Origin of the sequence: Rhizobium sp. Pop5 (genome assembly GCF_024721175.1) — a bacterium.
In the GTDB taxonomy this organism is placed as follows: Bacteria; Pseudomonadota; Alphaproteobacteria; order Rhizobiales; family Rhizobiaceae; genus Rhizobium.
Genome location: NZ_CP099399.1, coordinates 4139069 through 4163983, shown reverse-complemented (window position 1 = coordinate 4163983; position 24915 = coordinate 4139069). Strand labels below are relative to the sequence as shown.

Annotated in this window: 26 protein-coding genes and 1 other RNA gene; 16 read left to right on the top strand and 11 right to left on the bottom strand. The window is 61.7% G+C overall.

What is annotated here, in order from left to right; translation table 11 throughout:
• Window positions 1–382 precede the first annotated feature (382 nt).
• The 4 genes from NE852_RS22525 to NE852_RS22510 all read left to right on the top strand — a co-directional run bounded on the left by NE852_RS22525 (window position 383) and on the right by NE852_RS22510 (window position 6627).
• Window positions 383–2713, top strand: a complete 2331-nt coding sequence (locus tag NE852_RS22525) for a transglycosylase domain-containing protein (RefSeq protein WP_258156116.1) — start codon at window positions 383–385, stop codon at window positions 2711–2713.
• 248 nt (window positions 2714–2961) lie between these two features.
• Window positions 2962–4878 (top strand): molecular chaperone DnaK, encoded by a 1917-nt coding sequence (dnaK, locus tag NE852_RS22520; protein ID WP_008525454.1) that lies wholly within the window; start codon window positions 2962–2964, stop codon window positions 4876–4878.
• 85 nt (window positions 4879–4963) lie between these two features.
• Window positions 4964–6091, top strand: coding sequence for a molecular chaperone DnaJ (gene dnaJ, locus NE852_RS22515; protein ID WP_008525455.1), 1128 nt, complete (start codon window positions 4964–4966; stop codon window positions 6089–6091).
• Window positions 6092–6426: 335 nt separating this feature from the next.
• Window positions 6427–6627: a hypothetical protein gene (locus NE852_RS22510; protein WP_008525456.1), complete on the top strand. Its 201-nt coding sequence runs from the start codon at window positions 6427–6429 to the stop codon at window positions 6625–6627.
• 180 nt (window positions 6628–6807) lie between these two features.
• On the opposite strand, the gene NE852_RS22505 is transcribed toward NE852_RS22510, so the two are convergent.
• Window positions 6808–7173, bottom strand: a complete 366-nt coding sequence (locus tag NE852_RS22505; protein ID WP_008525457.1) for a helix-turn-helix domain-containing protein — start codon at window positions 7171–7173, stop codon at window positions 6808–6810.
• 370 nt (window positions 7174–7543) lie between these two features.
• Between NE852_RS22505 and recF the strand changes: the two genes are divergently transcribed.
• From recF to NE852_RS22490, 3 genes are read left to right on the top strand one after another with little or no spacing between them, the layout of a single operon-like run.
• Window positions 7544–8668, top strand: a complete 1125-nt coding sequence (gene recF, locus NE852_RS22500; RefSeq protein WP_258156115.1) for a DNA replication/repair protein RecF — start codon at window positions 7544–7546, stop codon at window positions 8666–8668.
• A complete protein-coding gene (locus NE852_RS22495; protein WP_008536789.1) occupies window positions 8665–9483 on the top strand; it encodes a molybdopterin-synthase adenylyltransferase MoeB in 819 nt (272 codons plus the stop codon). Before recF ends, NE852_RS22495 begins: the two co-directional genes overlap by 4 nt.
• Window positions 9480–9953: a GNAT family N-acetyltransferase gene (locus tag NE852_RS22490; RefSeq protein ID WP_258156114.1), complete on the top strand. Its 474-nt coding sequence runs from the start codon at window positions 9480–9482 to the stop codon at window positions 9951–9953. The genes NE852_RS22495 and NE852_RS22490 overlap by 4 nt, the downstream gene beginning before the upstream one ends.
• A gap of 29 nt (window positions 9954–9982) precedes the next feature.
• On the opposite strand, the gene NE852_RS22485 is transcribed toward NE852_RS22490, so the two are convergent.
• Window positions 9983–10984 (bottom strand): D-glycerate dehydrogenase, encoded by a 1002-nt coding sequence (locus tag NE852_RS22485; protein WP_258156113.1) that lies wholly within the window; start codon window positions 10982–10984, stop codon window positions 9983–9985.
• A 185-nt stretch (window positions 10985–11169) separates the two neighbouring features.
• Here NE852_RS22485 and NE852_RS22480 point away from each other — a divergent pair, with 185 nt between their 5' ends.
• Window positions 11170–11709: an SH3 domain-containing protein gene (locus NE852_RS22480; protein WP_008537083.1), complete on the top strand. Its 540-nt coding sequence runs from the start codon at window positions 11170–11172 to the stop codon at window positions 11707–11709.
• Here the strand turns inward: NE852_RS22480 and NE852_RS22475 are convergent.
• The gene (locus tag NE852_RS22475; protein ID WP_258156112.1) at window positions 11702–12694 is read right to left on the bottom strand and encodes an adenosine kinase; all 993 of its coding nucleotides are present in this window, start codon (window positions 12692–12694) and stop codon (window positions 11702–11704) included. The two genes, NE852_RS22480 and NE852_RS22475, sit on opposite strands and share 8 nt — an antisense overlap.
• Window positions 12695–13116: 422 nt before the next feature.
• Between NE852_RS22475 and NE852_RS22470 the strand changes: the two genes are divergently transcribed.
• Window positions 13117–14064 carry an AEC family transporter gene (locus tag NE852_RS22470; RefSeq protein WP_008536099.1) on the top strand — a complete coding sequence of 316 codons (948 nt, stop codon included), beginning with the start codon at window positions 13117–13119 and terminating at the stop codon, window positions 14062–14064.
• 70 nt (window positions 14065–14134) lie between these two features.
• Here NE852_RS22470 and NE852_RS22465 read toward each other — a convergent pair whose 3' ends face one another.
• A complete protein-coding gene (locus NE852_RS22465; protein ID WP_008536100.1) occupies window positions 14135–14701 on the bottom strand; it encodes a cytochrome c family protein in 567 nt (188 codons plus the stop codon).
• Between the two features lie 154 nt (window positions 14702–14855).
• Here NE852_RS22465 and NE852_RS22460 point away from each other — a divergent pair, with 154 nt between their 5' ends.
• Together NE852_RS22460 and NE852_RS22455 are read left to right on the top strand one after the other, a co-directional pair.
• Window positions 14856–15611 (top strand): 3-deoxy-manno-octulosonate cytidylyltransferase, encoded by a 756-nt coding sequence (locus tag NE852_RS22460; RefSeq protein WP_008536102.1) that lies wholly within the window; start codon window positions 14856–14858, stop codon window positions 15609–15611.
• A 10-nt stretch (window positions 15612–15621) separates the two neighbouring features.
• Window positions 15622–16476: a prephenate dehydratase gene (locus tag NE852_RS22455; protein WP_008536103.1), complete on the top strand. Its 855-nt coding sequence runs from the start codon at window positions 15622–15624 to the stop codon at window positions 16474–16476.
• A gap of 19 nt (window positions 16477–16495) precedes the next feature.
• Here the strand turns inward: NE852_RS22455 and NE852_RS22450 are convergent, their stop codons facing one another.
• The 5 genes from NE852_RS22450 to NE852_RS22430 all read right to left on the bottom strand — a co-directional run bounded on the left by NE852_RS22450 (window position 16496) and on the right by NE852_RS22430 (window position 19396).
• Window positions 16496–16864, bottom strand: coding sequence for a VOC family protein (locus NE852_RS22450; protein WP_008536105.1), 369 nt, complete (start codon window positions 16862–16864; stop codon window positions 16496–16498).
• A 133-nt stretch (window positions 16865–16997) separates the two neighbouring features.
• Window positions 16998–17258 (bottom strand): hypothetical protein, encoded by a 261-nt coding sequence (locus NE852_RS22445; protein ID WP_008536107.1) that lies wholly within the window; start codon window positions 17256–17258, stop codon window positions 16998–17000.
• Between the two features lie 71 nt (window positions 17259–17329).
• Complete coding sequence (locus NE852_RS22440; RefSeq protein WP_008536108.1) at window positions 17330–18025, bottom strand: YafY family protein; 696 nt, start codon at window positions 18023–18025, stop codon at window positions 17330–17332.
• A gap of 4 nt (window positions 18026–18029) precedes the next feature.
• The gene (gene nudC / locus NE852_RS22435; protein WP_008536110.1) at window positions 18030–18989 is read right to left on the bottom strand and encodes an NAD(+) diphosphatase; all 960 of its coding nucleotides are present in this window, start codon (window positions 18987–18989) and stop codon (window positions 18030–18032) included.
• On the bottom strand, window positions 18986–19396 hold the full coding sequence (locus NE852_RS22430; protein WP_008536112.1) for an HIT domain-containing protein: 411 nt from the start codon (window positions 19394–19396) through the stop codon (window positions 18986–18988). The genes nudC and NE852_RS22430 overlap by 4 nt, the downstream gene beginning before the upstream one ends.
• Before the next feature lie 88 nt (window positions 19397–19484).
• Between NE852_RS22430 and ffs the strand changes: the two genes are divergently transcribed.
• The 3 genes from ffs (at window position 19485) to NE852_RS22415 (ending at window position 21839) form a co-directional block, all read left to right on the top strand.
• Window positions 19485–19581, top strand: an RNA gene (gene ffs, locus NE852_RS22425) — signal recognition particle sRNA small type.
• Window positions 19582–19627: 46 nt separating this feature from the next.
• Window positions 19628–21493, top strand: a complete 1866-nt coding sequence (locus tag NE852_RS22420) for a DNA polymerase III subunit gamma/tau (RefSeq protein WP_008536114.1) — start codon at window positions 19628–19630, stop codon at window positions 21491–21493.
• Window positions 21494–21515: 22 nt separating this feature from the next.
• Entirely contained in the window at window positions 21516–21839 is a 324-nt protein-coding gene (locus NE852_RS22415) for a YbaB/EbfC family nucleoid-associated protein (RefSeq protein WP_003571208.1), read from the top strand.
• A gap of 80 nt (window positions 21840–21919) precedes the next feature.
• On the opposite strand, the gene NE852_RS22410 is transcribed toward NE852_RS22415, so the two are convergent.
• Window positions 21920–22576 carry an MOSC domain-containing protein gene (locus tag NE852_RS22410; RefSeq protein WP_128623689.1) on the bottom strand — a complete coding sequence of 219 codons (657 nt, stop codon included), beginning with the start codon at window positions 22574–22576 and terminating at the stop codon, window positions 21920–21922.
• Between the two features lie 18 nt (window positions 22577–22594).
• Here NE852_RS22410 and recR point away from each other — a divergent pair, with 18 nt between their 5' ends.
• Window positions 22595–23200: a recombination mediator RecR gene (gene recR, locus NE852_RS22405; protein WP_008536119.1), complete on the top strand. Its 606-nt coding sequence runs from the start codon at window positions 22595–22597 to the stop codon at window positions 23198–23200.
• Window positions 23197–24450: a lytic murein transglycosylase gene (locus NE852_RS22400; protein ID WP_008536121.1), complete on the top strand. Its 1254-nt coding sequence runs from the start codon at window positions 23197–23199 to the stop codon at window positions 24448–24450. Before recR ends, NE852_RS22400 begins: the two co-directional genes overlap by 4 nt.
• Before the next feature lie 5 nt (window positions 24451–24455).
• Here NE852_RS22400 and NE852_RS22395 read toward each other — a convergent pair whose 3' ends face one another.
• Window positions 24456–24911: a GNAT family N-acetyltransferase gene (locus tag NE852_RS22395; RefSeq protein ID WP_008536122.1), complete on the bottom strand. Its 456-nt coding sequence runs from the start codon at window positions 24909–24911 to the stop codon at window positions 24456–24458.
• Window positions 24912–24915: the final 4 nt, after the last annotated feature.

The following is a 24915-nucleotide window of genomic DNA, read 5'->3' as shown; positions in this document are numbered from 1 at the left end:
AAAAAAGCCCGGCGCTCCCGTGAAGGGATGCACCGAGCCTGATGTCGATCGGCGCGTGTTGAGGGGAGACGGCCGATCATTCGCGGGACGTGAGGGGTTGTCCCGCTTCTCCATAAACAATCGCGAAGCCTATTGGTTCCACCGACCAGACAGAAGATATGCGGCGAGCACCGAAATTGCAGCAGGCACATTTCAGTGCTCCGCCTGTAAAACATCTTCAGACGGCGTTTCTCCATCCGGTCGAGCCCAGATTATGTTCGTTAATACCCCGTTAAATCGCCGCAATTACAGTTCAAGCGGATGATCGCGTCGCCTGCGGTAGAAGAGCGCCGTTATGCGAAGTCGGCTTCGCGATCGAACATTAGGATACGACCGGTCCGCGATGGCAGGCAGAGGCAGATCAGGCGACAGAATCGAACCGTCCTTCAGCGGCCGCCCGGCACGCGACGATGACGCGTTTTCGCTGGATGCGGACGATCGCGTCGTCACAAACAGATCGGCCCGGCGCGGCAGCTCCAGACCTCCGCCATCCCAGCGTCCTGCCCCCCGGCGGCGGCGCGAGCCGCGCGAGCGCGAAGGCGGCGGCTTTTTCCGATTTATGCGCCGCGTGGTTTACTGGTGCCTCGTGCTTTTCATCTGGGCCGGCATCGGCGTTGCCGGGCTCGTGCTCTATTACGGCTCTCGCATGCCGAGCGCCAGCACATGGGCGATCCCGGAACGGCCGCCGAACGTCAAGATCACAGCCGTCGACGGCAGCGTCATCGCCAATCGTGGCGCCACCGGCGGCGAGGCGCTGTCGCTCGAAAACATGTCGCCCTACATTCCGGAAGCCGTCATCGCCATCGAGGACCGCCGCTTCTATTCGCATTTCGGCGTCGACCCGCTTGGCCTCGGCCGGGCGATCGTGACCAACTTCACGGCCGGCCACATGGTGCAGGGTGGCTCGACGCTGACGCAGCAGCTTGCCAAGAACCTCTTCCTCTCCCCCGAGAGGACACTGGAACGTAAGGTACAGGAGGTTCTGCTCGCGCTCTGGCTGGAGCAGAAATACACCAAGGACCAGATCCTTGCGATGTATCTCAACCGCGTATTCTTCGGGTCTAACGCCTATGGCGTCGAGGCGGCTTCTCGCCGCTACTTCAACAAATCGGCGCGCGACGTGAATCTCGGCGAGGCAGCGGTGCTGGCGGGCCTGCTCAAGGCGCCGTCGCGGCTTTCGCCGGCCCGCGACGCGGAGGCAGCGAATGCGCGCGCCCAGCTCGTGCTCGCGGCGATGCGCGAGCAGGGCTTCATCACCGATTCCGAAGTCAAGACCGCGATGTCACAGACGCCGGCGTCGGCCAAGAGCTATTGGACGGGCGCCGGGCACTATGTCGCCGACATGGTGATGGATGAATTGCCGGGCCTGATCGGCGACGTCAAGGAGGACGTCATCGTCGATACCACCATTGACAAGTCGCTGGAAAAGAAGGCCGAGCAATCGCTGGTCGACGTGCTCGACAAGGAGGGCGACAAGCTTGATGCCTCGCAGGCGGCGCTCGTCTCGATCGACGGCACCGGCGCGATCCGCGCGCTCGTCGGCGGCAGGGATTATGCGGCGAGCCAATTCAATCGCGCCGTCAAGGCGAAGCGCCAGCCGGGGTCTTCGTTCAAGCCCTTCGTCTATGCCGCGGCACTGGAAAAGGGGCTGACCCCCTTTTCGGTGTTCAACGACGCGCCGATCCGCATCGGCGACTGGACGCCTGAGAATTACGAAAAGAAATACAACGGCGAAGTGACGCTTGCGACCGCGCTTGCCAAATCGCTGAACACGGTCGCCGCGCAATTGGTGATGTATGACGGGCCGGATCAGGTGATCAAGCTCGCCCACCGGCTCGGCATCGAAAGCGAGCTGCAGCCCAACGCCTCGATCGCGCTCGGCACCTCCGAAGTCTCGCTGATGGAACTGACCGCCTCTTATGCCGCCTTCATGAACGGCGGCTACAAGGCGACGCCGCACGTCATCCGCCGGGTGACGACCGCGGAGGGCAAGGTTCTCTACGAAAACACCTATGACAGTCCGCCGCGGGTGCTCTCCGAGCAGATCGCCGCCCAGATGGATGCGATGATGATGGGCGTCATCGACAACGGCACCGGCAAGAGCGCCAAGATCCCCGGCTGGCAGGCAGCGGGAAAGACCGGCACGACGCAGAATTCGCGCGATGCGCTCTTCGTCGGCTTTACCAGCAACCTCACCACCGGCGTCTGGTTCGGCAATGACGACGGCAAGCCAATGAAGAAGGTGACCGGGGGCGGCTTGCCCGCAAAGGCCTGGAAGGAATTCATGATCGCCGCCCATAAGGGGCTTTCGCCGGCGCCGCTCTTCGGCAACGGCCAGTTGATCGACAATCCGAACAGCAGCCAGCCGATGGCGCAGGCCGCGCCCGACGGTGGGCAGCCGGTGACGGCCGAAGTGCCGCCATCGACGACGATCGGCGGCATCATTTCCGGCGTCTTCGGCGGCGACGCCAACGCCAACCGCTATCCGCAGGCACCTGTCCGGCAGCAAACCGCAACGTCAGGAAACGGCCCTGTCCCGCCTGCTGACGTTGCCGAAGGCGGCGGGGCGGGTTATGGAAACGTCGTGCCGCCCGGCGATGTCGGAACGCCGCAGACGACCTCTTCCGTGCAGCCGAGGCGCACGACGCTGCTCGATCTGATCATGGGCCAATGAGATCATTGCTGCGCCCCCTGCGACAAGCTGAGGAGACTCTTTTCCGGCTGCCGTCAAAATTGAATGCAACACATTCGTTTTGCTGGATTCCGGGGCATTTCTCGCCTTGCAGTCCAGAAAACCGCTCCTTATATACGCCGCATCACCGCAATCACGATTGCGTAATCTCAAGTAGACCCATCCCGTAAGGGGCTGTCAGGGAAATGCCTTCTCGGGGTTCCGACAGCTTGCTTCAAGGAGAGAATGACATGGCAAAAGTAATTGGTATCGACCTTGGAACGACGAATTCCTGCGTCGCAGTCATGGACGGCAAGGACGCGAAGGTCATCGAGAATGCGGAAGGTGCGCGCACGACCCCTTCCATGGTGGCATTTTCCGATGATGGCGAACGCCTCGTCGGCCAGCCGGCCAAGCGCCAGGCAGTCACCAACCCGACGAACACGCTCTTTGCGGTCAAGCGCCTGATCGGCCGCCGCTACGAAGATCCGACCGTCGAGAAGGACAAGCATCTCGTTCCCTTCACCATCGTCAAGGGCGACAATGGCGACGCCTGGGTCGAAGCCAATGGCAAGGGCTACTCGCCCGCACAGATCTCCGCGATGATCCTTCAGAAGATGAAGGAAACCGCCGAATCCTATCTCGGCGAAAAGGTCGAGAAAGCCGTCATCACCGTTCCCGCATACTTCAACGACGCTCAGCGCCAGGCAACCAAGGATGCCGGTAGGATCGCCGGTCTTGAAGTGCTCCGCATCATCAACGAGCCGACCGCTGCTGCTCTCGCCTACGGCCTCGACAAGAAGGACGGCAAGACGATCGCCGTCTACGACCTTGGCGGCGGCACGTTCGATATTTCGATCCTCGAAATCGGCGACGGCGTCTTCGAAGTGAAGTCGACCAACGGCGATACCTTCCTCGGCGGTGAAGACTTCGACATGCGTCTCGTCGAATATCTCGTTGCCGAGTTCAAGAAGGACAACGGCATCGACCTGAAGAACGACAAGCTCGCCCTGCAGCGCCTCAAGGAAGCCGCTGAAAAGGCCAAGATCGAGCTGTCCTCTTCGCAGCAGACCGAAATCAACCTGCCGTTCATCACGGCTGATGCTTCCGGTCCGAAGCACCTGACGCTGAAGCTGACCCGCGCCAAGCTCGAAAGCCTGGTCGATGATCTCGTTCAGCGCACGATCGCGCCTTGCAAGGCGGCCCTCAAGGATGCCGGCGTCACCGCTGCAGAAATCGACGAAGTCGTTCTGGTCGGCGGCATGAGCCGCATGCCGAAGGTCCAGGAAGTCGTCAAGCAGCTGTTCGGCAAGGAGCCGCACAAGGGCGTCAACCCGGATGAAGTCGTCGCTCTCGGCGCCGCCATCCAGGCCGGCGTTCTCCAGGGCGACGTCAAGGACGTCCTGCTCCTCGACGTCACCCCGCTGTCGCTCGGCATCGAGACCCTCGGCGGTGTCTTCACCCGTCTGATCGAGCGCAACACGACGATCCCGACGAAGAAGAGCCAGACCTTCTCGACCGCGGAAGACAACCAGCAGGCCGTCACCATCCGCGTGTCGCAGGGCGAACGCGAAATGGCTGCCGACAACAAGCTGCTCGGCCAGTTCGACCTCGTCGGCCTGCCGCCATCGCCGCGCGGCGTTCCGCAGATCGAAGTCACTTTCGATATCGACGCAAACGGCATTGTCCAGGTTTCGGCCAAGGACAAGGGCACCGGCAAGGAACAGCAGATCCGCATCCAGGCTTCCGGCGGCCTTTCCGACGCCGACATCGAAAAGATGGTCAAGGATGCTGAGTCGCATGCTGCCGAAGACAAGAAGCGCCGCGAGGCTGTGGAAGCCAAGAACCAGGCCGAAAGCCTGATCCACTCCACGGAAAAGTCGCTGAAGGATTACGGCGACAAGGTCTCTGAAGCCGACCGCACCGCGATCTCGGATGCGATTGCTGCGCTGAAGTCCGCGACCGAGGCAACCGAAGCCGACGCCGAAGACATCAAGGCCAAGACCCAGACGCTCATGGAAGTTTCCATGAAGCTCGGCCAGGCGATCTATGAAGCACAGCAGGCCGAAGGCGGCGCTGCTGCCGATGCCTCCGCGGAAGGCGGCGACAATGTCGTCGATGCCGACTACGAGGAAATCAAGGACGACGATCGTAAGAAGTCCGCGTAATCCGCGGCGGCGTGGTTATGCTTCAACACTTGATCCGGCTGCTCACCATGGCAGCCGGAAATCCATTTCCGGGGTTTAATCCTTAATGGCAAAAGCGGACTTTTACGAAACTCTGGGTGTAGCCAAGTCGGCGGACGAGAAAGAGCTGAAGAGCGCCTTCCGCAAACTGGCGATGAAATACCATCCGGACAAGAACCCGGATGACAAGGACGCCGAACGGAAGTTCAAGGAAATCAACGAAGCCTACGAGATGCTCAAGGACCCGCAGAAGCGGGCAGCCTATGATCGTTATGGCCATGCGGCCTTCGAGCAGGGCGGCATGGGCGGCGGTGGCGGCGGATTTGCCGGCGGTGGCTTCTCCGATATCTTCGAGGATATCTTCGGCGAGATGATGGGTGGCGGCCGCGCCCGCCAACGCTCATCGGGCGGCCGCGAACGCGGCGCCGATCTCCGCTACAACATGGAAATAACGCTGGAAGAGGCTTTTTCCGGCAAGACGGCGCAGATCCGCGTTCCCACGTCGATCACCTGCGACGTCTGCTCGGGCTCGGGCGCCAAGCCCGGCACGCAGCCAAAGAACTGCGGCACCTGCCAGGGAACGGGGCGCGTACGCGCCGCACAGGGCTTCTTCTCGATCGAGCGGACCTGTCCGACCTGCCATGGTCGCGGCCAGATCATTCCCGATCCCTGCCCGAAATGCCATGGCCAGGGCCGGGTGACGGAAGAGCGCTCGCTTTCGGTCAACATTCCCTCGGGCATCGAGGACGGTACGCGCATCCGCCTGCAGGGCGAAGGCGAAGCCGGCGCCCGCGGCGGGCCGGCCGGCGATCTCTATATCTTCCTGTCGGTGAAGCCGCATGAATTCTACCAGCGTGACGGGGCCGACCTCTATTGCGCCGTTCCGATCTCGATGACGACGGCCGCTCTCGGCGGAACCTTCGACGTCGCGACGCTCGACGGCACCAAGTCGCGCGTGAGCGTGCCCGAAGGCACGCAGGCCGGCAAACAGTTCCGTCTCAAGGGCAAGGGCATGCCGGTACTGCGTTCGGCGCAGACAGGCGACCTTTACATCCAGATCCAGATCGAGACGCCGCAAAAGCTCACCAAGCGCCAGCGCGAGCTGCTGCAGGAGTTCGAACAGCTCTCGTCCAAGGAGAACAATCCGGAATCGACGGGCTTCTTCGCCAGGATGAAGGAATTCTTCGAAGGCTGAACCGCCGGTCGACAGATCAATCTCGAAAGCCGGGGGCGGAAACGTCTCCGGTTTTTTTGTTCCGCGAATCCCGATTTGCTACACCCCCCACCCGCTTCGGACGACCTGTTCCAGATCGATACGGCGGCGGACGGAAGACGACTTGCGTTAACGCAGCCACATGATGCCGCTTGCAAGTTTTCCAAATGAATTCAGTCTCTGCCGTCAGCGCTTAATCTCGAAAACCGGAATCGATACCGGGACTATGCGTCAATCCAAAGGGACAGAGTGCCCGTAGCGCGTCGCATTGGATGCGCAGCGCTCTGGCGGAAACAACCAAAACAGGGGTATCTATCATGGCGCCAGCCTTTTCTTCCCAGTCCGAAGATGTCGACGTTCTTGCCGGCGCCATCTACACATGGTGTGCCGAGCGCAACATCAAGCTTCGCAGCCAGCAGGGCCTTTCCATCGCCAGTATCGCGATCGACCTCTATCATGCCGGCCACCAGACGCAGGACGATCTGCTAACCGCGCTGCACCAGAGCGAGATTCACTGAAGCCTGTGGCGATCCTTCAGATTGCCTGGGCTGTGCGACAGGCCCGATGGCGGTTCCCCAATTTTCGATTCCGAAAACGCATCCTCCTCTGCGGATATGCAGATATTCAAGGTCCGGACATTGTCCATGCCTTGAGGGCGCCGCGCTTTTTCTGAAATAGGCTAGGCCGTTCCGGCGGAATCAAGCCGCGCTTTCGACCGCTTCGCCGCTCATGAGAGTGAGGATGGTCTTGACCGCTTCCTTGCCGGCGGTCGAATTCAGCTTGTCATAGCTCACCGCAAGCGCATAGGCGTCGGGGCTGAGTTCGATACGGCTGCCGAATTGCGATATGCTGGTTCCTTCGAAAAGAGCAGAGATCTCAACATCGAGAAAAACCGCGATCTGATGCAGCTTGCTCGCGGAAACGCGGTTCGTTCCCTTTTCGTATTTCTGGACCTGCTGAAAGGTCAGTCCGAGTGCTTCACCGAGCTCGAGCTGGGAAACACGACGAAGGGCGCGCAGCTGTCTTACATTGCGACCAACGATAATATCAACCGGATCTGGCACTTCACTACTCTCTTGTACATAAACACTTTATTCACCATATCGTTTTCGGCGAATAACTCAACTCTAAAGTTGCAAAATTCAACCGACTTTTTTTGGACTTTACGTAACGTCAGGAATCTTGAGGAAACGTGCCAAAACCTCTGATATCCGGGCTTCGCGGGCAGCAAGTCATGATGTCCGCAATATCGGCCGGCAGCATCGAGCCATGGTCTCCGAGGTTGTATTTTTTCAGGGATCAAACCGCGGCCGGCATGCCTCACGACGGATTTCCGGCAGTGCGGGTGACACGTGATCCACGACAGGCAAGCAGCGTGCTTGCCATCAGGGCTGCTTCGGCTTAGCTGTCACGCTTAACGATTCCGGACATCCGATGCCGCACAAGGTTTCCCTTTCCCGCCTGAAGCTGACCGACTTCCGCAATTATGCAGCGGCGGTGCTTGCGCTTGACGGCCGGCACGTCGTGCTGACGGGCGACAACGGCGCGGGCAAGACCAATCTCATGGAGGCGGTTTCGCTGCTTTCGCCCGGCCGCGGCCTGCGCCGCGCGGCCTATGGCGATATTACCCGCGTCGGTGCGCCGGGTGGCTTTTCGATCTTCGCCGTGCTCGACGGCATAGAGGGTGAAGTCGAGATCGGCACGGGTATCGAAACGGACGAAGAAACCACCGCCCGCAGGCTGCGCATCAACGGCACGCCAGCCAAGACCGCCGACGAGTTGACGGATCACCTGCGTCTTCTCTGGCTGACGCCGGCGATGGACGGCCTGTTTACCGGTACCTCTTCCGACCGGCGCCGCTTTCTCGACCGGCTGGTTCTGTCGCTCGATCCTGCCCATGGCCGCCGCGCCAGCGATTTCGAGCGCGCCATGCGCAGCCGCAACAAATTGCTGGACGAAGGCCGCTTCGACCCCTCCTGGCTTGCCGGCATCGAAGAGCAGATGGCAAGCCTCGGCATCGCCATGGCGCTCGCGCGCCAGGAGATGCTTGGCCTTCTGACCCGGCTGATCGATGAAACACGGGAGAGTTCGCCCTTCCCTTCGGCATCGCTGCAGCTTGCGGGTTTCATGGATGGCCAGTTTTCGCGCCCCTCGGTCGATCTAGAGGATGAATATGCCGCGATGCTTGCCGAGAGCCGTTACCGCGATGCCGGAGCCGGACGCACGCTCGAGGGGCCGCACCGGGCCGATCTCATCGTCCATCACCGCGAGAAAGCGATGGAGGCGGAGCGTTGTTCGACCGGCGAGCAGAAAGCGCTGCTCGTCGGACTGGTGCTCGCGCATGCACGGCTCGTCGGCAATCTCACCGGCCATGCGCCGATCCTGCTGCTCGACGAGATCGCGGCGCATCTCGACGAGAACAGGCGCGCGGCGCTGTTCGACCTCATCGACGGGCTCGGCGGTCAGGCCTTCATGACCGGAACGGACCGTTCAATGTTTTCGGCGCTCGGCGACAGGGCACAGGTCTTCACGGTGGCTGACGGAAGGGTGTTCGAATGACCGGAATGTCTTTTCCCGGCGTCGGCCGCCATGATAAAGTCGGCGCCATGGAACCGCTCAGCCCTGATGAAATCGCGCGCTATCACCGCCACATCCTGCTCCCCGAAATCGGCGGCGCAGGCCAGCAGAAACTGAAAGCTGCCAGGGTGCTGGTGATCGGCGCCGGCGGCCTCGGCGCGCCGATCCTGCAATATCTGGCCGCAGCCGGCGTCGGCACGCTCGGAATCGTCGACGACGACCGGGTATCGCTCTCGAACCTGCAGCGCCAGGTCATCCACGATTCCGGCACGATCGGGGAGCTGAAGACAGAGAGCGCTGCCCTCGCCATTGCAAGACTCAACCCACATGTCCGGCTCATTCGCTTCGAGGAACGCTTTTCCCCGGAGGCTGCCCAACGGCAACTGTCCGGCTTCGATTTGCTGATCGACGGCTCCGACAATTTCGATACGCGCTATGCCGCCGCCGATGCGGCGGAAGATGCCCGCATTCCGCTCGTCACCGGCGCCGTCGGGCGCTTTGATGGTTCGCTGACGGTTCTCAAACCCTATGAGACGGCCGAGGACGGGACACCCAACCCTCGATATCGCGACCTGTTTCCGGAAGCGCCGCCGGCGGGGCTCATTCCCTCCTGCGCCGAGGCCGGCATCATCGGCGCGCTGACCGGCGTCATCGGCACGATGATGGCGATGGAGGCGATCAAGCTCGTCACCGGCAGCGGCGAGGCGCTGATCGGGCGGCTGCTGCTCTACGACGCGCTGTCGGCCCGATTCGAAACGGTCCGCTATAAACGCCGCCGCGCAAGGCAGGCGGGATGACGATCATCCCCCTCGACCGAAGCTTCACGCGCTGGGACGAACTGCTCGCACTCATCCTGACCGCCTTCGCCTCGATGAACGGCAGGATCGACCCGCCGTCCTCGGCGCTCCGCCTGACGGCGCAGGCGCTGGCCGAGAAGGCCGAAGCCGAGATCGGCCACGTCGCAATCGAGCAGGGAAAGCTGACCGCCTGCCTGTTTCTACGGCCGGAGGCCGATTGTCTCTATGTCGGAAAGCTCGCCGTTCTCCCGGCTGCGCAAGGCAAAGGCCTCGGCAGACGGCTGCTAGCGGTTGCCGAAGAGACGGCCGCAGCGCTTGGCCTTGCCGCCCTGCGGCTGGAAACACGCATCGAACTGACGGACAATCACGCCGTCTTCGCCGCCTGGGGATTTGAAAGAACCGCCGAGAAGGCGCATCCCGGTTTTACCAGGACGACCTTCATCGAGATGCGGAAGATCCTTGCTCGCTGACGAACCTGGACCGCTTCGATCCGGGCTCCTCAACGGCCGGGCAGCACCCGGTTCGGCGGCCTGTGGCCGTCGATGAAGGTGCGGATGTTGATGATGACCTTGTCGCCCATGTCGATCCGGCCCTCGATCGTTGCGGAACTCATATGCGGCAGCAGCACGACTTTGCCCTCATTGGCGAGCTTGACGAGCCTCGGATTGACGGCCGGCTCGTTTTCGAAGACGTCGAGGCCGGCGCCGGCGATCTTGCCCTCCCTCAGGCACTTGATCAGCGCGGCTTCGTCGACCACGTCGCCGCGCGCAGTGTTGACGAGATAGGCCGTCGGCTGCAGCAGCGCCAGGCGGCGCGCCGAGATCAAGTGAAAGGTCGCAGGCGTCGAAGGGCAATTGATCGAGACGATGTCGACGCGGGCGAGCATCTGGTCGAGGCTTTCCCAATAGGTTGCCTCCAGCTCGTCCTCGACAGCCGGATTGACGCGCTTGCGGTTATGGTAGTGGATCGAAAGTCCGAAAGCCTTGGCGCGGCGGGCCACCGCCGTGCCGATGCGGCCCATGCCGACGATGCCGACGCGTTTGCCGTGAATGCGCCGGCCAAGCATCCAGGTCGGAGACCAACCGGCCCATTCGCCCGGCTTGTCGGTCAGCACGCGCGCACCTTCGCCGAGCCTTCTCGGCACCGCGAGAATCAGTGCCATCGTCATGTCGGCGGTGTCCTCGGTCAGGACGTTCGGCGTGTTGGTGACGGTGATGCCCTTGCGCGCAGCCGCCTCGACGTCGATATGGTCGGTGCCGTTGGAGAAGCTCGCAATCAGCTTCATCTGCGGCCCCGCCTCATCGATCAACGCCGCATCGATGCGATCGGTGACGGTGGGTACCAGCACATCGGCGGTCCTGACGGCGGCGATCAGTTCGGGAACGGAGCGCGGCGTATCGTCGATGTTCAACTCGGCGTCGAACAGCTCGCGCATGCGGGTTTCGACGGCATCCGGCAATTTCCGGGTGATGTAGACCTTCGGTTTTTTCTTCGCTGTCATGGCTGCCTGTGGTGCCTTGTTCAGAGGTCTTTAACCAAGATGGGTGATAATTTTCCCATTCCGGGCATTTTCTACCAGACCCGCACGCGAAGACAAACAAAACTCGTGGTGCAGCCGGGGTATGTCAGTGCCCGGACAGCGAGCAGGCCGGGCCTGCCCGCCGATTCGAGCAAACGGAAGCTTCCATGCGCAGCAAAGTCCTGAAGTCCTGCCTCGCCGTCGCGATCGCTCTGGCCGCATCCCTCGGCGCTGTCGAATTTGCCCATGCTCAGGCGGCCAAAGGGCCGAGCGGACTGCCGCTGCCGCGTTTCGTCACACTGAAATCCAAGCGCGTCAACCTGCGCATCGGCCCAGGAACGGATTACGCCGTTTCATGGATGTACCTGAAATCCGGCCTGCCGGTGGAGATCATCCAGGAATACGACAACTGGCGCCGCATCCGCGACGCGGACGGCACCGAGGGCTGGGTCAACCAGTCGCTGCTATCAGGTCAGCGCGCAGCGATCGCTGCCCCGTGGATGAAGACAAAGGGCAAAGGGATCTTCGTCAATCTGCGCCGCGAAGCGCAGCCCTCCGCCTCGATCGTCGCCAAGCTGGAACCGGGCGTGATGCTGACGATCGGCGAATGCAATGGCGACTGGTGCCGCGCCGAAACCGACGGCGCCAAGGGTTGGGTGGCGCAGTCGGAGATCTGGGGCGCCTATCCCGGCGAAGCCTTCAAATAAGCCCTGCTTCCCTGGCGGCCTCGGAAAGCGAGGTCATCGGGCGCGGACCGATCTGCTGGATGACGATGCCGGCGGCGAGGCAGCCGAGCTTGCCGCAATCCTCAAGCGACCGTCCCTGCGTGTAGCCATAGAGGAAGCCGGAGGCGAAGAGATCGCCGGCGCCCGTCGTATCCACAACTTCCCTAATCTTGATCGCGTCGACGTAATAACGCTCCCGCCCCTTCAAGATGACGGCGCCATCCTCGCTCATCGTCACGGCGGCGATCTTGCAGTCGGCGGCGATCTTGTTCAGCGCCTCTTCGAAATCGTCCGTTTCGTAGAGCGACAGCGCTTCCTGGCGATTGGCGAAGACGATATCGACCTTGCCGGAACGCATCAGATCGAGGAATTCGCCGCGATAGCGGCCAACGCAGAAACTGTCGGACAGCGTCATCGACATTTCGCGGCCGTTTTCATGGGCGATGCGGGCGCAATCGAGAATCGCTTCCTTGGCGCGTGGTGGATCCCAGAGATAGCCTTCGAAATAGGTGACCTTGGCGTCGGCCACGACATCGACCTCGACATCCTCGGGGCCGAGTTCGACGCAAGCGCCGAGATAGGTGTTCATCGAGCGTTCGCCGTCCTCGGTGACGAAGATCATCGAACGCGCCGTCGGCGGGAAAGTGCCCTTCGGCTTCGTCTGGTAGTGAACGCCCTGGGCGCGGATATCATGCGTGAAGATTTCGCCGAGCTGATCTGCGGCGACATTGCCGAAATAGGCGGCCTTGCCGCCGAGGTTCGCCACACCAGCCGCCGTATTGCCGGCGCTGCCGCCCGAGGCTTCGAGCGCCGGTCCCATGCGCGAATACAGGAGTTCGGCGCGTTCGGCATCGATGAGGTTCATCGCCGCCTTGGTGATCTGGTTGTCAATGAGGAACTGGTCGTCGCAACGGGCAATAATATCCACGATTGCGTTGCCGACTGTCAGAACATCGAATTTTGTCATGAAATGGGGAGCCCCGGATTTTGTGATAGCCGGGGTTCGGTCTTAGCGAAATTTCTGCGGTTTGGAAGTTAAATGGTGAATGGCGCGGCTATTTCTTCGTAAAAGTGCCGCTTATTCGTCATGGCGCTGTCACTTTCCGAATCTAGAAATACTCGCAACAAGACCGGCATGAGCAGCTTTCAGTTGCAGCCGGATGCGTGAGGGATGATCCCTTCGATCTTGCCGGCGCGATGCTGACCACGGATGAACTGGCAGCTTCGTGATCCGGATATCCGGCGGAGCCGGAGCGGAAAGGCGGGCCGTGCCCGCTTTTTTTGCATTGCGGATGCCCGAGCAGCCGGAGCAGGTTGCGTTTATCTTTTCAATCCAGGCGATTTGCTGTTAGAGATCGGACACTCCCTCCGCGCAAAGCAGCCTCCCCCATGTCAGCCATCATTCTCGATGTCCTCCCCATTTTCATCCTGATTCTCATCGGCTGGGTGATCGTTCGCAGCGGCTTGATGGCGTCGAATGTCGGCGACGGGCTCAGCGAATTCGTCTTCAAGATCGCCGTGCCGCTTCTGCTTTTCCGCACCATCGCCGAGGCGGATTTCCACGGCGCTTCGCCTTTCCGTCTCTGGATCGTCTATTTCTCCGGCGTCGCCATCACCTGGACGGCCGGGCATATCGCCGCCACCCGCTTGTTCGGCCGCGACGAACGGATCGGCGTGCTGGCCGGCGTTTCCTCGGCCTTCGCCAACAATGTCTTCATCGGTCTGCCGCTCGTCCAGCGCACCGTCGGCGACGAAGGGCTGGTGGCGTTGTCGATCCTGCTCGCCGTGCATCTGCCTGTCATGATGGTCGCCGGCACGGTGCTGATGGAGCACGCGGAGCGAAAGATCGCAGGCAAGAGCGACCGCAGCATGGTGTTCGTGCTTCGCCAGATCGCCATCAATCTCATCCGCAATCCGCTGGTGATCGGCCTTGCTGCCGGCATGGCCATGCATCTTTCCGGCCTGACAATGCCGACAGCGGTCAAGACGGTCGTCGGGCAGATCGCCGGCATTGCCGGACCGGCAGCGCTGATCTCTCTCGGCATGGCATTGGAGAGATACGGCGTCTCCGGCAATCTTGGCATCGCCAGCGTGACCTCGAGCCTCAAGCTGCTGCTGTTGCCCGGCTGCGTCTGGACGGCGAGCCGTCTCCTCGGCCTGAGCCCCGAATGGACGGCGGCGATCGTGCTGACCTCTTCGGTGCCGACGGGCGTCAACGCCTGGCTGATCGCCAATCGCTTCGGCGTCGGCCACAGCCTCGCCGCCTCGACGATCTCGGTGACGACGGCGCTCGGCGCCATCACGGTTTCACTCTGGGCCTACTTCCTCGGCGCGTGAACCTGCGCCATGAACAGCAAAAAGCCCGGCTTGCGGCCGGGCTTCCATCGCATGTGATGATGCTGTCGCCTTATTGCGTTGCCGTCTTCGGATCCGGTAGCGGCACCGGCGAATCAGCGAGCGTGTGCAGATAGAGGATGACGTTGGCGCGATCCTGATCCTTCGGCAGGCCTGCAAAGCCCATGGCGGTGCCGGGAACGTCCTTCTTCGGCGCCGTCAGGAACTTGTTGAGATTTTCGAAGGTCCACTTTTCCGAGCTGCCCTTGGAGAAATCCTTTATGGCGGCAGAATAGGCGAAGCCTTCATGCGAGGCGATCGGGCGATCTACGACACCAAAGAGGTTGGGACCGACCTTGTTCGGTCCCCCTTTGGTGCCGTCATGACAGGCCTGACACTTCTTGAAAACCGTTTCACCAGCCTTGGCATCTGCAGAAGCGAGCAATTGCGCGATCGGAACGGCAGCAGCGGCAGGCGCAGCTTCACCGCCAGCGGCAGGCGCCTCTTCGGCAACGATCGCAAAACCTTCCTTCTCCGGCGCTTCGGAATGGAAGATCCCTTCGGACGCGATAGAGACCGACATCAGAACGAAAATCGTTCCGAGCAGTGCCCCCACGGCCGTATTGACGTATGAATTCATCTGCAATGCTCCCCTTGCAGCCGGCAGACCATAAACCGGACCATCTTGAAATCGCGCGGAACCTATGTCTTTTGACGGATCGTTGCAACTGTCTAAATGGTCTTGTGCGTGAGACTTTTTGACACTTTTCAGCCCGGAATAGAAGGCCCGAACAATGAGTGACTCAAATTTAGACGGCGTGCTCGTATTGATCCCGGCACGGATGGCCTCCACGCGGCTTCCGGGCAAACCGCTCGCCGATATTTGCGGCCTGCCGATGATCGTCCAGGTGGCATTGCGCGCCAGGGAGGCGGCCATCGGCCGCGTCGTCGTCGCCGTCGACGATGCCCAAGTGTTCGATACGGTGGCCGCTGCCGGCTTCGAGGTCGTTATGACCAGCAAGGATCATCAATCGGGTTCGGATCGGATCTTCGAAGCGCTGACGAAAGTCGATCCCGACGGAAAGGCGAAAATCATCGTCAATGTCCAGGGCGATCTGCCCACGATCGATCCGGATACCGTGCGGGCAGCGCTGCGCCCTCTTGAGAACGAGGCTGTCGATATCGGCACGCTGACGACCGAGATCGACAATGAAGAGGACAAGACCGCGCCGCACATCGTCAAGATCGTCGGTTCGCCGGTCTCCGAGACCCGCCTTCACGCACTCTACTTCACACGCGCGACGGCACCCTACGGCCACGGGCCGCTCTATCATCATATCGGCCTTTATGCCTATCGGCGCGCGGCATTGGAGCGGTTCGTCACGCTCGGCCCTTCGACACTCGAAAAGCGCGAAGCGCTGGAGCAGCTCAGGGCGTTGGAAGCCGGCATGCGCATCGACGCCGAGATCGTTGACACCATTCCGCTCGGTGTCGATACTCCCGCTGACCTCGAAAAAGCGCGGCATATTCTCACCGCAAAGTCGAACTGACGGAATCACCATGAACATCAAGACCAACAGGATCGCCTTCCAAGGTGAATTCGGCGCCAATTCCGACATGGCCTGCCGCGACATGTTTCCGACCATGGAACCGCTGCCCTGCCAGACCTTCGAGGATGCCTTCACGGCGGTCGACAACGGCGATGCCGATATCGCGATGATCCCGATCGAGAACACGATTGCCGGACGCGTCGCCGATATCCACCATCTGCTGCCAGAATCGCGGCTGCACATTATCGGCGAATATTTCATGCCGATCCGCTTCCAGCTGATGGTGCTGCCGGGTGTTACCAAGGACGAGATCCGCACGGTGCACAGCCATATTCACGCGCTCGGCCAGTGCCGCAAGATCGTTCGCGCTCACGGCTGGAAGCCTGTTATCGCCGGCGATACGGCGGGGGCGGCAAAACTCGTGAAGGAAACCGGCGACCGCTCGATGGCGGCACTCGCGCCGCGCCTTGCCGCCGATCTCTACGGGCTGGAGATCGTCGCCGAAAATGTCGAGGATACGGAAAACAACGTCACCCGTTTCGTGATCCTGTCCCGCGACGAGGAATGGGCGCAACGCATTTCGGCTGAGGAAAAGGTCGTCACCACCTTCGTCTTCAACGTCCGCAACATTCCGGCAGCGCTCTACAAAGCACTCGGCGGATTCGCCACCAACAACATCAATATGACGAAGCTCGAAAGCTACCAGCTCGGCGGAAAATTCGTCGCAACACAGTTCTACGCCGATATCGAGGGCCATCCGAACGATCCGAACGTTCGCCGGGCCTTGGAGGAACTGCGTTTCTTCTCCGAGAAGGTGCGCATCCTCGGCGTCTACAAGGGGCATGCGATGCGAGGCCTGCTTTAGCAGACCTCGCGCTTAGGCATTATTTATCCGGCTCACAAACGCGCAGCCGATGCCCATCGGGATCGAGCACGACGAAGGTCGGACCGAAATCGAGTTCGGTCAGTTCCTGGGCGATCGGCAGGCCGCGCTGCCGCCAGTCCTCATATTGCCTGGCGACGGCATTTTCCCCCGCCACCATGAAGGCCACTTCGCCTCGGTTGCCGATTGCGGAGGGCTGCGGTTCGACCTTGCTGCGCCGCCAGAGACCGAGCGTGAAGCCGCCGTCGAGCGGGAAGGCGACGAAATTTGGCGCTTCCACGGCCGGCTCGCGGTTCAGGAGGTTGCGGTAGAAGCTGGCGCTTTCGGCCGGATCCTTGACGTAGAGGATTATCAGGTTGGGGCTGGTCATTTCGGTTCTCCCGTTGCTGTCAGTTGGGTCTGCGAGAGATCTACTGCTGCCAATTTGTGGCAGCAGGAAACAAAAGGCGCTGCGAAAGCAACGCCTGTTCTCGTCAGGGGGATGAGTTGGACAATCAGATGGCTTAGAGCGGGCACCGGTTCTGGTGGCGCGGGTTGCGCCCGTCCATGAAGCCGAGGTCGCGCTTCATGTAGTCGGGTGCCGCTTCAACATCGAGTTTCGAGTGGCTTTGCCCGGAGATCCGGAAAAGGCTCATGGCCAGGCGCAGCAGGCCGGAGTGCGCCGACTGCCGGACGTCTGCAAAGGTTTCGGCCGAAATAATATCTGCAAAACTATCGGAGGCGAAGCGATCGCCGGCCTGTTGAATGACTGGAGGCGTTACCATGATCAGTGCTCCTTCCTGGTGGATTGAGACTGATAATAGCGCTACCTGCTGACAGTTTATGGCAGCAGCGTTCAGGTCTCCAGCTGCACGTCCTGCGTCTCGCGCCATTCCTTGAGAAGCGCGGTGCGGCGGCGCGGATAGCGCATCTCATGGACCGCCATATCGATGATGCGATCGGTGCGGAAATGGCGGAAATCCTGGCGCAGCTCGCACCACGCCATGATGATGCGCACATGCTCGAAATAACCGAGCGCGAAAGGCCAGACGCGGCGGCGGGAGATCTTGCCTTGCTCGTCGCCATAATGCAGTTCGAGCACTCGTTCCAGGCGGATCGCCTTGCGGATAGCCGAAACATCAGCCTTGTCCTCGTCCTGGCGCTTGCGGCCAACGAAGAGTGTCGCCGAATCGACCATTTCACGCATGTCGGACGGAAGCACGGCGACGATCTTGGCGAGCGCATCGGCGCCGGCGCCGGCAAGGCGCGGCTCGGCGGCGCGGGCCACCCAGCGCGAGCCGAGCACCAAGGCTTCCAGCTCTTCCTCGGAAAACATCATCGGCGGCAGCATGAAGCCGGGCTTCAGCACATAACCGATGCCAGCTTCGCCCTCGATCATCGCGCCCTGGGCCTGCAGGCTGGCGATATCGCGATAAAGCGTACGCAGGCTGACGCCGGTCTCCTGGGCAAGCACATTGCCGGTCACCGGTCGCCGGTAACGCCGAAGCGTCTGAAGCAGCGTCAGCAGCCGTTCGGAGCGGGCGACCGGCATGGCACTAGCGCTTCCACTCCACCCAGTCGCGCATCAGGCGGTGGGCGATCGCCCCTTTCGGCGGCGGGGCCTTGCCGGTTGCGCCGGGGCGCTCCAGCATCTCGAGCGTCTCTTCGCGGGTAAACCAGCGGCAATCCTCCAGTTCCGCCTCGTCACGGTTGATTTCGGTGGATTTCGCCTCGGCGTAACAGCCGATCATCAGCGAATGCGGCATCGGCCAGGGCTGAGAGGCGTGATAGCGGATGCGGCCGGTGCGGATACCCGATTCCTCCAGCGTTTCGCGGCGCACGGCGTTCTCGATGGTTTCGCCAGGTTCGAGGAAGCCGGCGAGACAGGAATACATACCGGGCGCGAAATGCGGGCTGCGGCCGAGCAGGCAGAGGTCGCGCGTCTCGTCGATCGTCAGCATAATGACGACGGGATCGGTGCGCGGGAAAATCATGTGCTCGCAGGCTGTGCAGACACGCTTGTAGCCGCCGATATGGATCTCCATCGCCGAGCCGCAGCGGCCGCAGAAGCGGTTGTCGCCATTCCAGCGGATGAGGCTTGCGGCCTGGGCGAATTCGCCGAGCAGCACCTCGTCGATCAGCATTTCGCGGAATAGGGTGCGACCGTCGGCGGGCTTGTACTGGCTGGCGAGGTCCTCGACGTCGACGCCGACGGGAACCGCAAGACGCGGCTCCCCCGTCTTGCGGTAGCCGAGAAGCACCGTCTCGTCCCAATCCGGCTGCAATTCCTTGAGTTCGTAACGGGCAAAGAGCGGATCGAGCACTTGGCCGTCATGCTTCAGCACCAGCTTGTCTTTAGCAAAGGCGAAGATATGCGTGCCTTCCCTCGCCAGCGCCTTTTCCACGGATTGCTCGTCGCGATGTTCGGAATCGCGATTAAGATCGTTGGCTGCAAAGGCAGTGAGGTTGCTGGGTTCCGGATGCGGCACATCCGAATCGAAAAGCGAATGACTCATGATGAAAGGGCTTCCCGCAGCTTCGCCGTGAACTCGTCTCTCTTTCCGTCCTCGTAAGGCTCCGCGCGGCCGAAGCCCCAGACGGGACCCGGCCAGTTGGCATCGCCTTCGAAGCGGGCAATGACATGAACATGAAGCTGGCGGACGATATTGCCAAGAGCCCCGATATTGATTTTTGTCGCTCCGGTGATCTCCTTCAGAGCGCTGGCGACCATCTCCGTCTCGAAGGTGAGTAGGACCTGGTCGAGCGGTGTCAGCTCGAAGATTTCGGTGATATCAGCCCTGCGCGGCACGAGAATGAGCCAGGGCCAGCGGGCGTCCTTGGACAATCTCAGGTCACACAAGCCGGTCACCATAATGCTGACGCTGTCGTTTTCCAGCCGGGGGTCGAGCTCGAAGGCTTGCAAGGGTATTCCTCCTGTCTTTTCCTACGACTAGCAGTTTTTTATCATGTTGGCTTGCTTTTGATGACGATATTGCCGATATGTGCATCCGGGAGGTTGGTGGTGGACGAGCCACTCGCCAACCGGGTCAGGTCCGGAAGGAAGCAGCCCTAACGAGCCCGGCACGGGTCATCGTGCCAGCCTCCCACCTTCTCTCCACGAAATGCCCGACGATCCCGGGCGACAAGCAGGGCGATGAGCGACACCGAGCGACAGTCAAAAGATGCCGCCTCGACGGGCACCGGATACCGGGTGCTGGCTCGCAAATACCGCCCCAAGGATTTTACGGACCTGATGGTCGGCCAGGAGCCGATGGTCCGCACGCTGACCAACGCTTTCGAGACCGGCCGCATCGCCCAAGCCTATATGCTGACCGGCGTGCGCGGCGTCGGCAAGACGACGACGGCGCGCATCCTGGCGCGAGCGCTGAACTACAAGACGGCTGACGTAGACAAGCCGACGATCGACCTTCGCGTGCCCGGCGAACACTGCCAGGCAATCATGGAGGGCCGGCATGTCGACGTGATCGAGATGGACGCCGCCTCCCATACCGGCATCGACGATATAAGAGAGATCATCGAGCAGGTGCGCTACCGGCCGGTATCGGCGCGCTACAAGGTCTATATCATCGACGAAGTGCACATGCTGTCGACGCAGGCCTTCAATGGCCTGTTGAAGACGCTCGAAGAGCCGCCGGAGCATGTGAAGTTCATCTTCGCCACCACCGAAATCCGCAAAGTGCCGATCACGGTGCTGTCGCGCTGCCAGCGCTTCGACCTGCGCCGCATCAGCGCCTCCGATCTCGTCGGGCTGTTCTCGACGATCGCAGCCAAGGAAGGCATCGATGCGGAACCCGATGCGCTGGCGATGATCGCGCGCGCCGCCGAGGGCTCGGCGCGCGACGGCCTGTCGCTGCTCGACCAGGCGATCGCCCATGGCGCAGGCGCCGTGCAGGCGGAAGCCGTGCGCGGCATGCTCGGCCTTGCCGACCGCGCCCGGATCGTCGATCTCTTCCAGCATGTCGTCAAAGGCGATGTGGCCGCTGCACTCGGCGAATTCCAGAGCCAGTACGAGGCGGGCGCCAATCCGGTAGTGGTGCTGACCGATCTTGCCGATTTCACTCATCTGGTCACACGGCTGAAATATGTGCCGGATGCCGCTAACGATCCGTCGCTCAGCGAAATCGAGCGCACCAAGGCAGCGGAGTTTGCCAAGGGCGTTGCGGTGACGACGCTGTCGCGCATCTGGCAGATGCTGCTGAAAGGCATCCCGGAAACGGAAGGCTCGTCGCGGACGGCAGGTGCTGCCGAAATGGTGCTCATCCGGCTTGCGCACGCGGCGCATCTGCCTGCGCCCGAGGATGCGGCGCGGCGGCTTGCCGAATTCTCCGGCGACAGTGCCGGCCAGCGCCCCTCTTCCCCTTCCGGCAATGGCGGCGGCAACGGAACGCGGGTCCCCTATCAGAGCAGCGTTACGGCGCGCGCGGTCGAGCCCACACCACGGCCGCAGCCCTCGGGACCGACTGCGATGCTGCGCGCCGTGCCCAATCCGGAGCCGCAGAACATCGGCCGTATCGAGGCCAAGCCCGCAGAGGCTCCGAAGCCGCTCGTGCGTGTCAATTCCATCGCCGATATCGTCGACCTTGCCGGCGAGAAGCGCGACGTCAAGTTGAAGGCACTGGTGCGCAACTTCGTGCGGCCGGTCCGTCTTGAGCCCGGCCGACTGGACGTGAACCTCACGGAAGGCGCTCCGAACACGCTGCTCAACGAACTTGCCGTCAAGCTCAAGGAATGGACTGGAATCCATTGGATCGTCAGCACCAGCCGCGAAGAAGGCGGGCCGACGATGGTGGAAGCAGAGGCCAGGACCCGCGAACAGCACGTGATCGACGCGCGGCAGGATCCTGACGTCGCGGCGATCCTGGCGCATTTTCCGGGCGCGAAGATCATCGACGTGCGGGTGCGGGCGCCCGAACCGGAGGAGGAAGGCGAGGCAAAGCCCCCGGCTGCCGCCGAATCCGAGGAAGGTGACATCCTGCCCGGCGACGACATAGAATTCTGACGTTTCAAGAAGGAGCGAGACGATGCGCGACATCATGGGCATGATGGGCAAAGTCAAGGAAATGCAGGCCAAGATGGAGCAGATGCAGGCGGAAATCGCCGAGCTGACCGCCGAAGGCAAGGCAGGCGGCGGCCTCGTCACCGTCATCATCTCTGGCAAGGGCGAGCTCAAGAGCCTAAAGATCGATCCGTCGCTCTTCAAGGAAGACGATGTCGAGATCCTCGAGGACCTGATCGTCGCCGCTCACAAGGACGCCAAGGACAAGGCCGAAGCCCTCGCTGCCGAAAAGACCAAGGCGCTCACCGCCGGCCTGCCGATCCCGCCCGGCTTCAAGCTGCCGTTTTAATAGCAGGCAATCGATCTTCTTTTAACCACGCTCGATAGCCTATGCGACTATCGAGCCGCGATGCATACTAGACATCGCTCTTAAGGCTGCGCTTCCAGCATCCCACGCAGCTTGTAGTGAATAGGGGCGGCGAGATATCGCGACCGGTCCGCCTCCGAAAGCTGCCGGCCGAATGTTTTCATCAGCTCTGGCATTGTCACTTTTTCTCCTGGAAAAGGCTGGTGTTCGATTGCCATTCCGACCCTGGCCACGCCTCCGCGAATAACGCGACAGTAAATGCCGGGACGCGCGGCCACGGTATAGCGTTTAACGAATCTAGGATCGTTCATCCTGGCGGCAAAGGTCGCGCAGGGGATGCGGCACGCGGTGACTTCGAGGATGAGATCTTCGGCGACGAAGCGGTCGCCGACGGCGACGGCGCGGTTGTCGAGGTTTGAGATCACCATGTTTTCGCCGAAGGTGCCTGGCTCGAGCGTCCGGCGCAATTCCTGCGCCCACCAGTCGAGCGTCAGCGATCCTTCAATATAAACCGCCTGATCGACACCACCATGGTGTTTGCGGTTGCAGATCGCGTCGCCGACCAGTCCTTCGGCATCGATCATCACCACGCCATTGACGGCATGCTTGAAGATGCCGGACTTGTAACTCTTGCCGGCCAGCCTTTCCGGATTGCCGATGCAGAGGGCCAGGATTTTCATGGGACAGCCAATCCTTCCGCGATTCCGTTTTCGCTGCATATCAGCTAAGAACGGCGCATGGCAAAACGAGTCACCGGCCCCGAAATCGAAAAACTCATCCAGCTTCTGGCGAAGGTGCCGGGCCTCGGGCCGCGCTCGGCCCGCCGGGCCGCACTGCATCTGATCAAGAAGAAAGACCAACTGCTCGGCCCGCTGTCGAATGCGATGGGCGAAGCCTATGACAAGGTGAAGATCTGCTCACGCTGCGGCAATGTCGATACGGTCGACCCCTGCACCGTCTGCACCGACACACAGCGAGATCAATCCGTCATCATCGTCGTCGAGGACGTCTCCGATCTCTGGGCGCTGGAGCGCGCCGGCGCGCTGAACGCCGCCTATCACGTGCTCGGCGGCACGCTGTCGCCGCTCGATGGGGTCGGACCCGACGATCTCAATATCCGCGGGCTGATCGACCGGGTCGGCGAAGGCGGCATCCGGGAACTGATCATCGCGGTCAACGCCACCGTCGAGGGACAGACGACGGCGCACTACATCACCGACCAGTTGCAGGGGCTTGACGTGAAGATCACGCGGCTGGCGCATGGCGTGCCGGTCGGTGGCGAACTCGACTATCTCGACGAGGGCACGCTTGCCGCGGCGCTCCGGGCACGGACGGTGATATGAGAGGGTTTTTTATTCTGCGGATACTCGCGCTCGCGACGACGGCCGCTCTCCTGCCCCTCCCCTCATATGCTGTCCCTTCGAAAGCCGATGTCGAGGCGCAGTTCGAGACGTGGGTGCAGAAGGATCTCTGGCCGGAGGCAAAGGCGAACGGTATTTCGGAGAAGACCTTCCAGGCAGCCTTCTCCGGCGTCACGTTGAACTGGAACCTGCCCGATCTCGCCCCGCCCGGCTTCCCGCCGCCGAAGGAGCAGAAGCAGACGCAGGCCGAATTTTCCTCGCCCGGTCCCTATTTCAACGAGGACCGGCTGAAGAAGCTCGCCGCGACAGGGCGAAGTTTTGCCGCGCAATACGGCTCGACGTTGAAGCGGATCGAGAAGACCTATGGCGTGCCGGGCTCGATCGTGCTTGCCATCTGGGGCCGGGAGACGGGCTTCGGCGTGGCGAAGATCCCGAATTCGGCGATCGAGGTGCTGGCGACCAAAGCCTTCATGTCGACGCGCAAGGAGATGTTCCGCACCGAACTGGTGGCGGCGCTGCATATTCTCGACGGCGGCGACGTCACGCCTGCCGATTTCAAGGGTTCGTCGGCGGGCGCGCTGGGACAGCCGCAATTCATGCCGACGAGCTATCTGAAATATGCCGTCGATTTCGACGGCGACGGCCACCGCAACATCTGGGCCTCGGTGCCGGATTCACTCGCCTCGATCGCCAATTTCCTGGTCAAGAAGGGCTGGCAGCGCGATCGCGACTGGGGCTTCGAAGTGTCGATACCGGAAGCGGTTTCCTGCGCCCAGGAGGGACCTGATCTCGCAAAGCCGCTTTCGCACTGGGCCTCGCTCGGCATCGCGCGCATCTCCGGCAAGGGTTTTCCCACAGGCGAGATGAAGGCCGAAAGCATGATGCTGGTGCCGGCCGGCCGCGACGGGCCTGAGTTCATCGTCACGCCGAATTTCTACACCATCAAGGAATATAATAATTCCGATCTCTATGCGCTCTATATCGGCAACCTCGCCGATCGGATCGCCTATAATGGCGGCGCCTTCGAAGGCAGATGGGGCGATGTCGGCAAGATGCTGCGCTCGGATGTCTCGGCCATGCAGAAGGCGCTGGAGCGGCAAGGCTACGATGTCGGCGGTTCCGACGGTCTGCCGGGCTACAAAACACGGCGTTCGATCGGCCAGTGGCAGGTAAAGAACGGCATGAAGCCAACCTGCTTTCCCGAGGCCACGATGAAGGCCAAGCTGAAGTAACCGCTTCAGAGAGGGCGCTTCAGCCCTTCATGGCTCGCGACGAAGCCGAGCTTCTCGTAAAAGCGGATCGAATCTCCCCGCATCTTGTCGGACGTCAGCTGCACGAGGCCGCAACCGCGCTCGACGCATTGGGCGATCGCCCATTCGATGAATTGCGTTCCGAGAGCCGAGCCGCGAAGATCGCGGGCGATACGCACACTTTCAATCTGCCCGCGCCACATGCCGGCCCGGGAAAGGCCGGGAAGAAAACTCAGCTGCAGGCAGCCGACGACCTCGTCGGCCGCATCGACGGCGACGGCCAGAAGCTGATTGGCATCTGCTTCGATCGAGGCGAAAGCCGAGAGATAACGCGCATCGACCGGATCGGAGACGATTTCTCTGGTGGCGCCGAGGTCGTCGTCGGCTAGAAGCCGGACGATGGCGGCAAGATCGGAAAGGCGGGCGAGCCTGAAATTATGCATCCCT

Bases quoted from the DNA above. Each gene is read 5' to 3' on its own strand.
- NE852_RS22420 (WP_008536114.1), top strand. From the start codon at position 19,628: ATGAGCGACACCGAGCGACAGTCAAAAGATGCCGCCTCGACGGGCACC.
- NE852_RS22485 (WP_258156113.1), bottom strand. From the start codon at position 10,984: ATGACAGCGAAGAAAAAACCGAAGGTCTACATCACCCGGAAATTGCCG.
- NE852_RS22460 (WP_008536102.1), top strand. From the start codon at position 14,856: ATGAGTGACTCAAATTTAGACGGCGTGCTCGTATTGATCCCGGCACGG.
- NE852_RS22510 (WP_008525456.1), top strand. From the start codon at position 6,427: ATGGCGCCAGCCTTTTCTTCCCAGTCCGAAGATGTCGACGTTCTTGCC.
- NE852_RS22480 (WP_008537083.1), top strand. From the start codon at position 11,170: ATGCGCAGCAAAGTCCTGAAGTCCTGCCTCGCCGTCGCGATCGCTCTG.
- NE852_RS22490 (WP_258156114.1), top strand. From the start codon at position 9,480: ATGACGATCATCCCCCTCGACCGAAGCTTCACGCGCTGGGACGAACTG.
- NE852_RS22440 (WP_008536108.1), bottom strand. From the start codon at position 18,025: ATGCCGGTCGCCCGCTCCGAACGGCTGCTGACGCTGCTTCAGACGCTT.
- NE852_RS22495 (WP_008536789.1), top strand. From the start codon at position 8,665: ATGACCGGAATGTCTTTTCCCGGCGTCGGCCGCCATGATAAAGTCGGC.
- NE852_RS22475 (WP_258156112.1), bottom strand. From the start codon at position 12,694: ATGACAAAATTCGATGTTCTGACAGTCGGCAACGCAATCGTGGATATT.
- NE852_RS22445 (WP_008536107.1), bottom strand. From the start codon at position 17,258: ATGGTAACGCCTCCAGTCATTCAACAGGCCGGCGATCGCTTCGCCTCC.
- NE852_RS22450 (WP_008536105.1), bottom strand. From the start codon at position 16,864: ATGACCAGCCCCAACCTGATAATCCTCTACGTCAAGGATCCGGCCGAA.
- NE852_RS22470 (WP_008536099.1), top strand. From the start codon at position 13,117: ATGTCAGCCATCATTCTCGATGTCCTCCCCATTTTCATCCTGATTCTC.
- NE852_RS22415 (WP_003571208.1), top strand. From the start codon at position 21,516: ATGCGCGACATCATGGGCATGATGGGCAAAGTCAAGGAAATGCAGGCC.
- recF (WP_258156115.1), top strand. From the start codon at position 7,544: ATGCCGCACAAGGTTTCCCTTTCCCGCCTGAAGCTGACCGACTTCCGC.
- NE852_RS22400 (WP_008536121.1), top strand. From the start codon at position 23,197: ATGAGAGGGTTTTTTATTCTGCGGATACTCGCGCTCGCGACGACGGCC.
- NE852_RS22395 (WP_008536122.1), bottom strand. From the start codon at position 24,911: ATGCATAATTTCAGGCTCGCCCGCCTTTCCGATCTTGCCGCCATCGTC.
- NE852_RS22455 (WP_008536103.1), top strand. From the start codon at position 15,622: ATGAACATCAAGACCAACAGGATCGCCTTCCAAGGTGAATTCGGCGCC.
- NE852_RS22410 (WP_128623689.1), bottom strand. From the start codon at position 22,576: ATGCAGCGAAAACGGAATCGCGGAAGGATTGGCTGTCCCATGAAAATC.
- NE852_RS22525 (WP_258156116.1), top strand. From the start codon at position 383: ATGGCAGGCAGAGGCAGATCAGGCGACAGAATCGAACCGTCCTTCAGC.
- NE852_RS22465 (WP_008536100.1), bottom strand. From the start codon at position 14,701: ATGAATTCATACGTCAATACGGCCGTGGGGGCACTGCTCGGAACGATT.
- dnaK (WP_008525454.1), top strand. From the start codon at position 2,962: ATGGCAAAAGTAATTGGTATCGACCTTGGAACGACGAATTCCTGCGTC.
- nudC (WP_008536110.1), bottom strand. From the start codon at position 18,989: ATGAGTCATTCGCTTTTCGATTCGGATGTGCCGCATCCGGAACCCAGC.
- dnaJ (WP_008525455.1), top strand. From the start codon at position 4,964: ATGGCAAAAGCGGACTTTTACGAAACTCTGGGTGTAGCCAAGTCGGCG.
- recR (WP_008536119.1), top strand. From the start codon at position 22,595: ATGGCAAAACGAGTCACCGGCCCCGAAATCGAAAAACTCATCCAGCTT.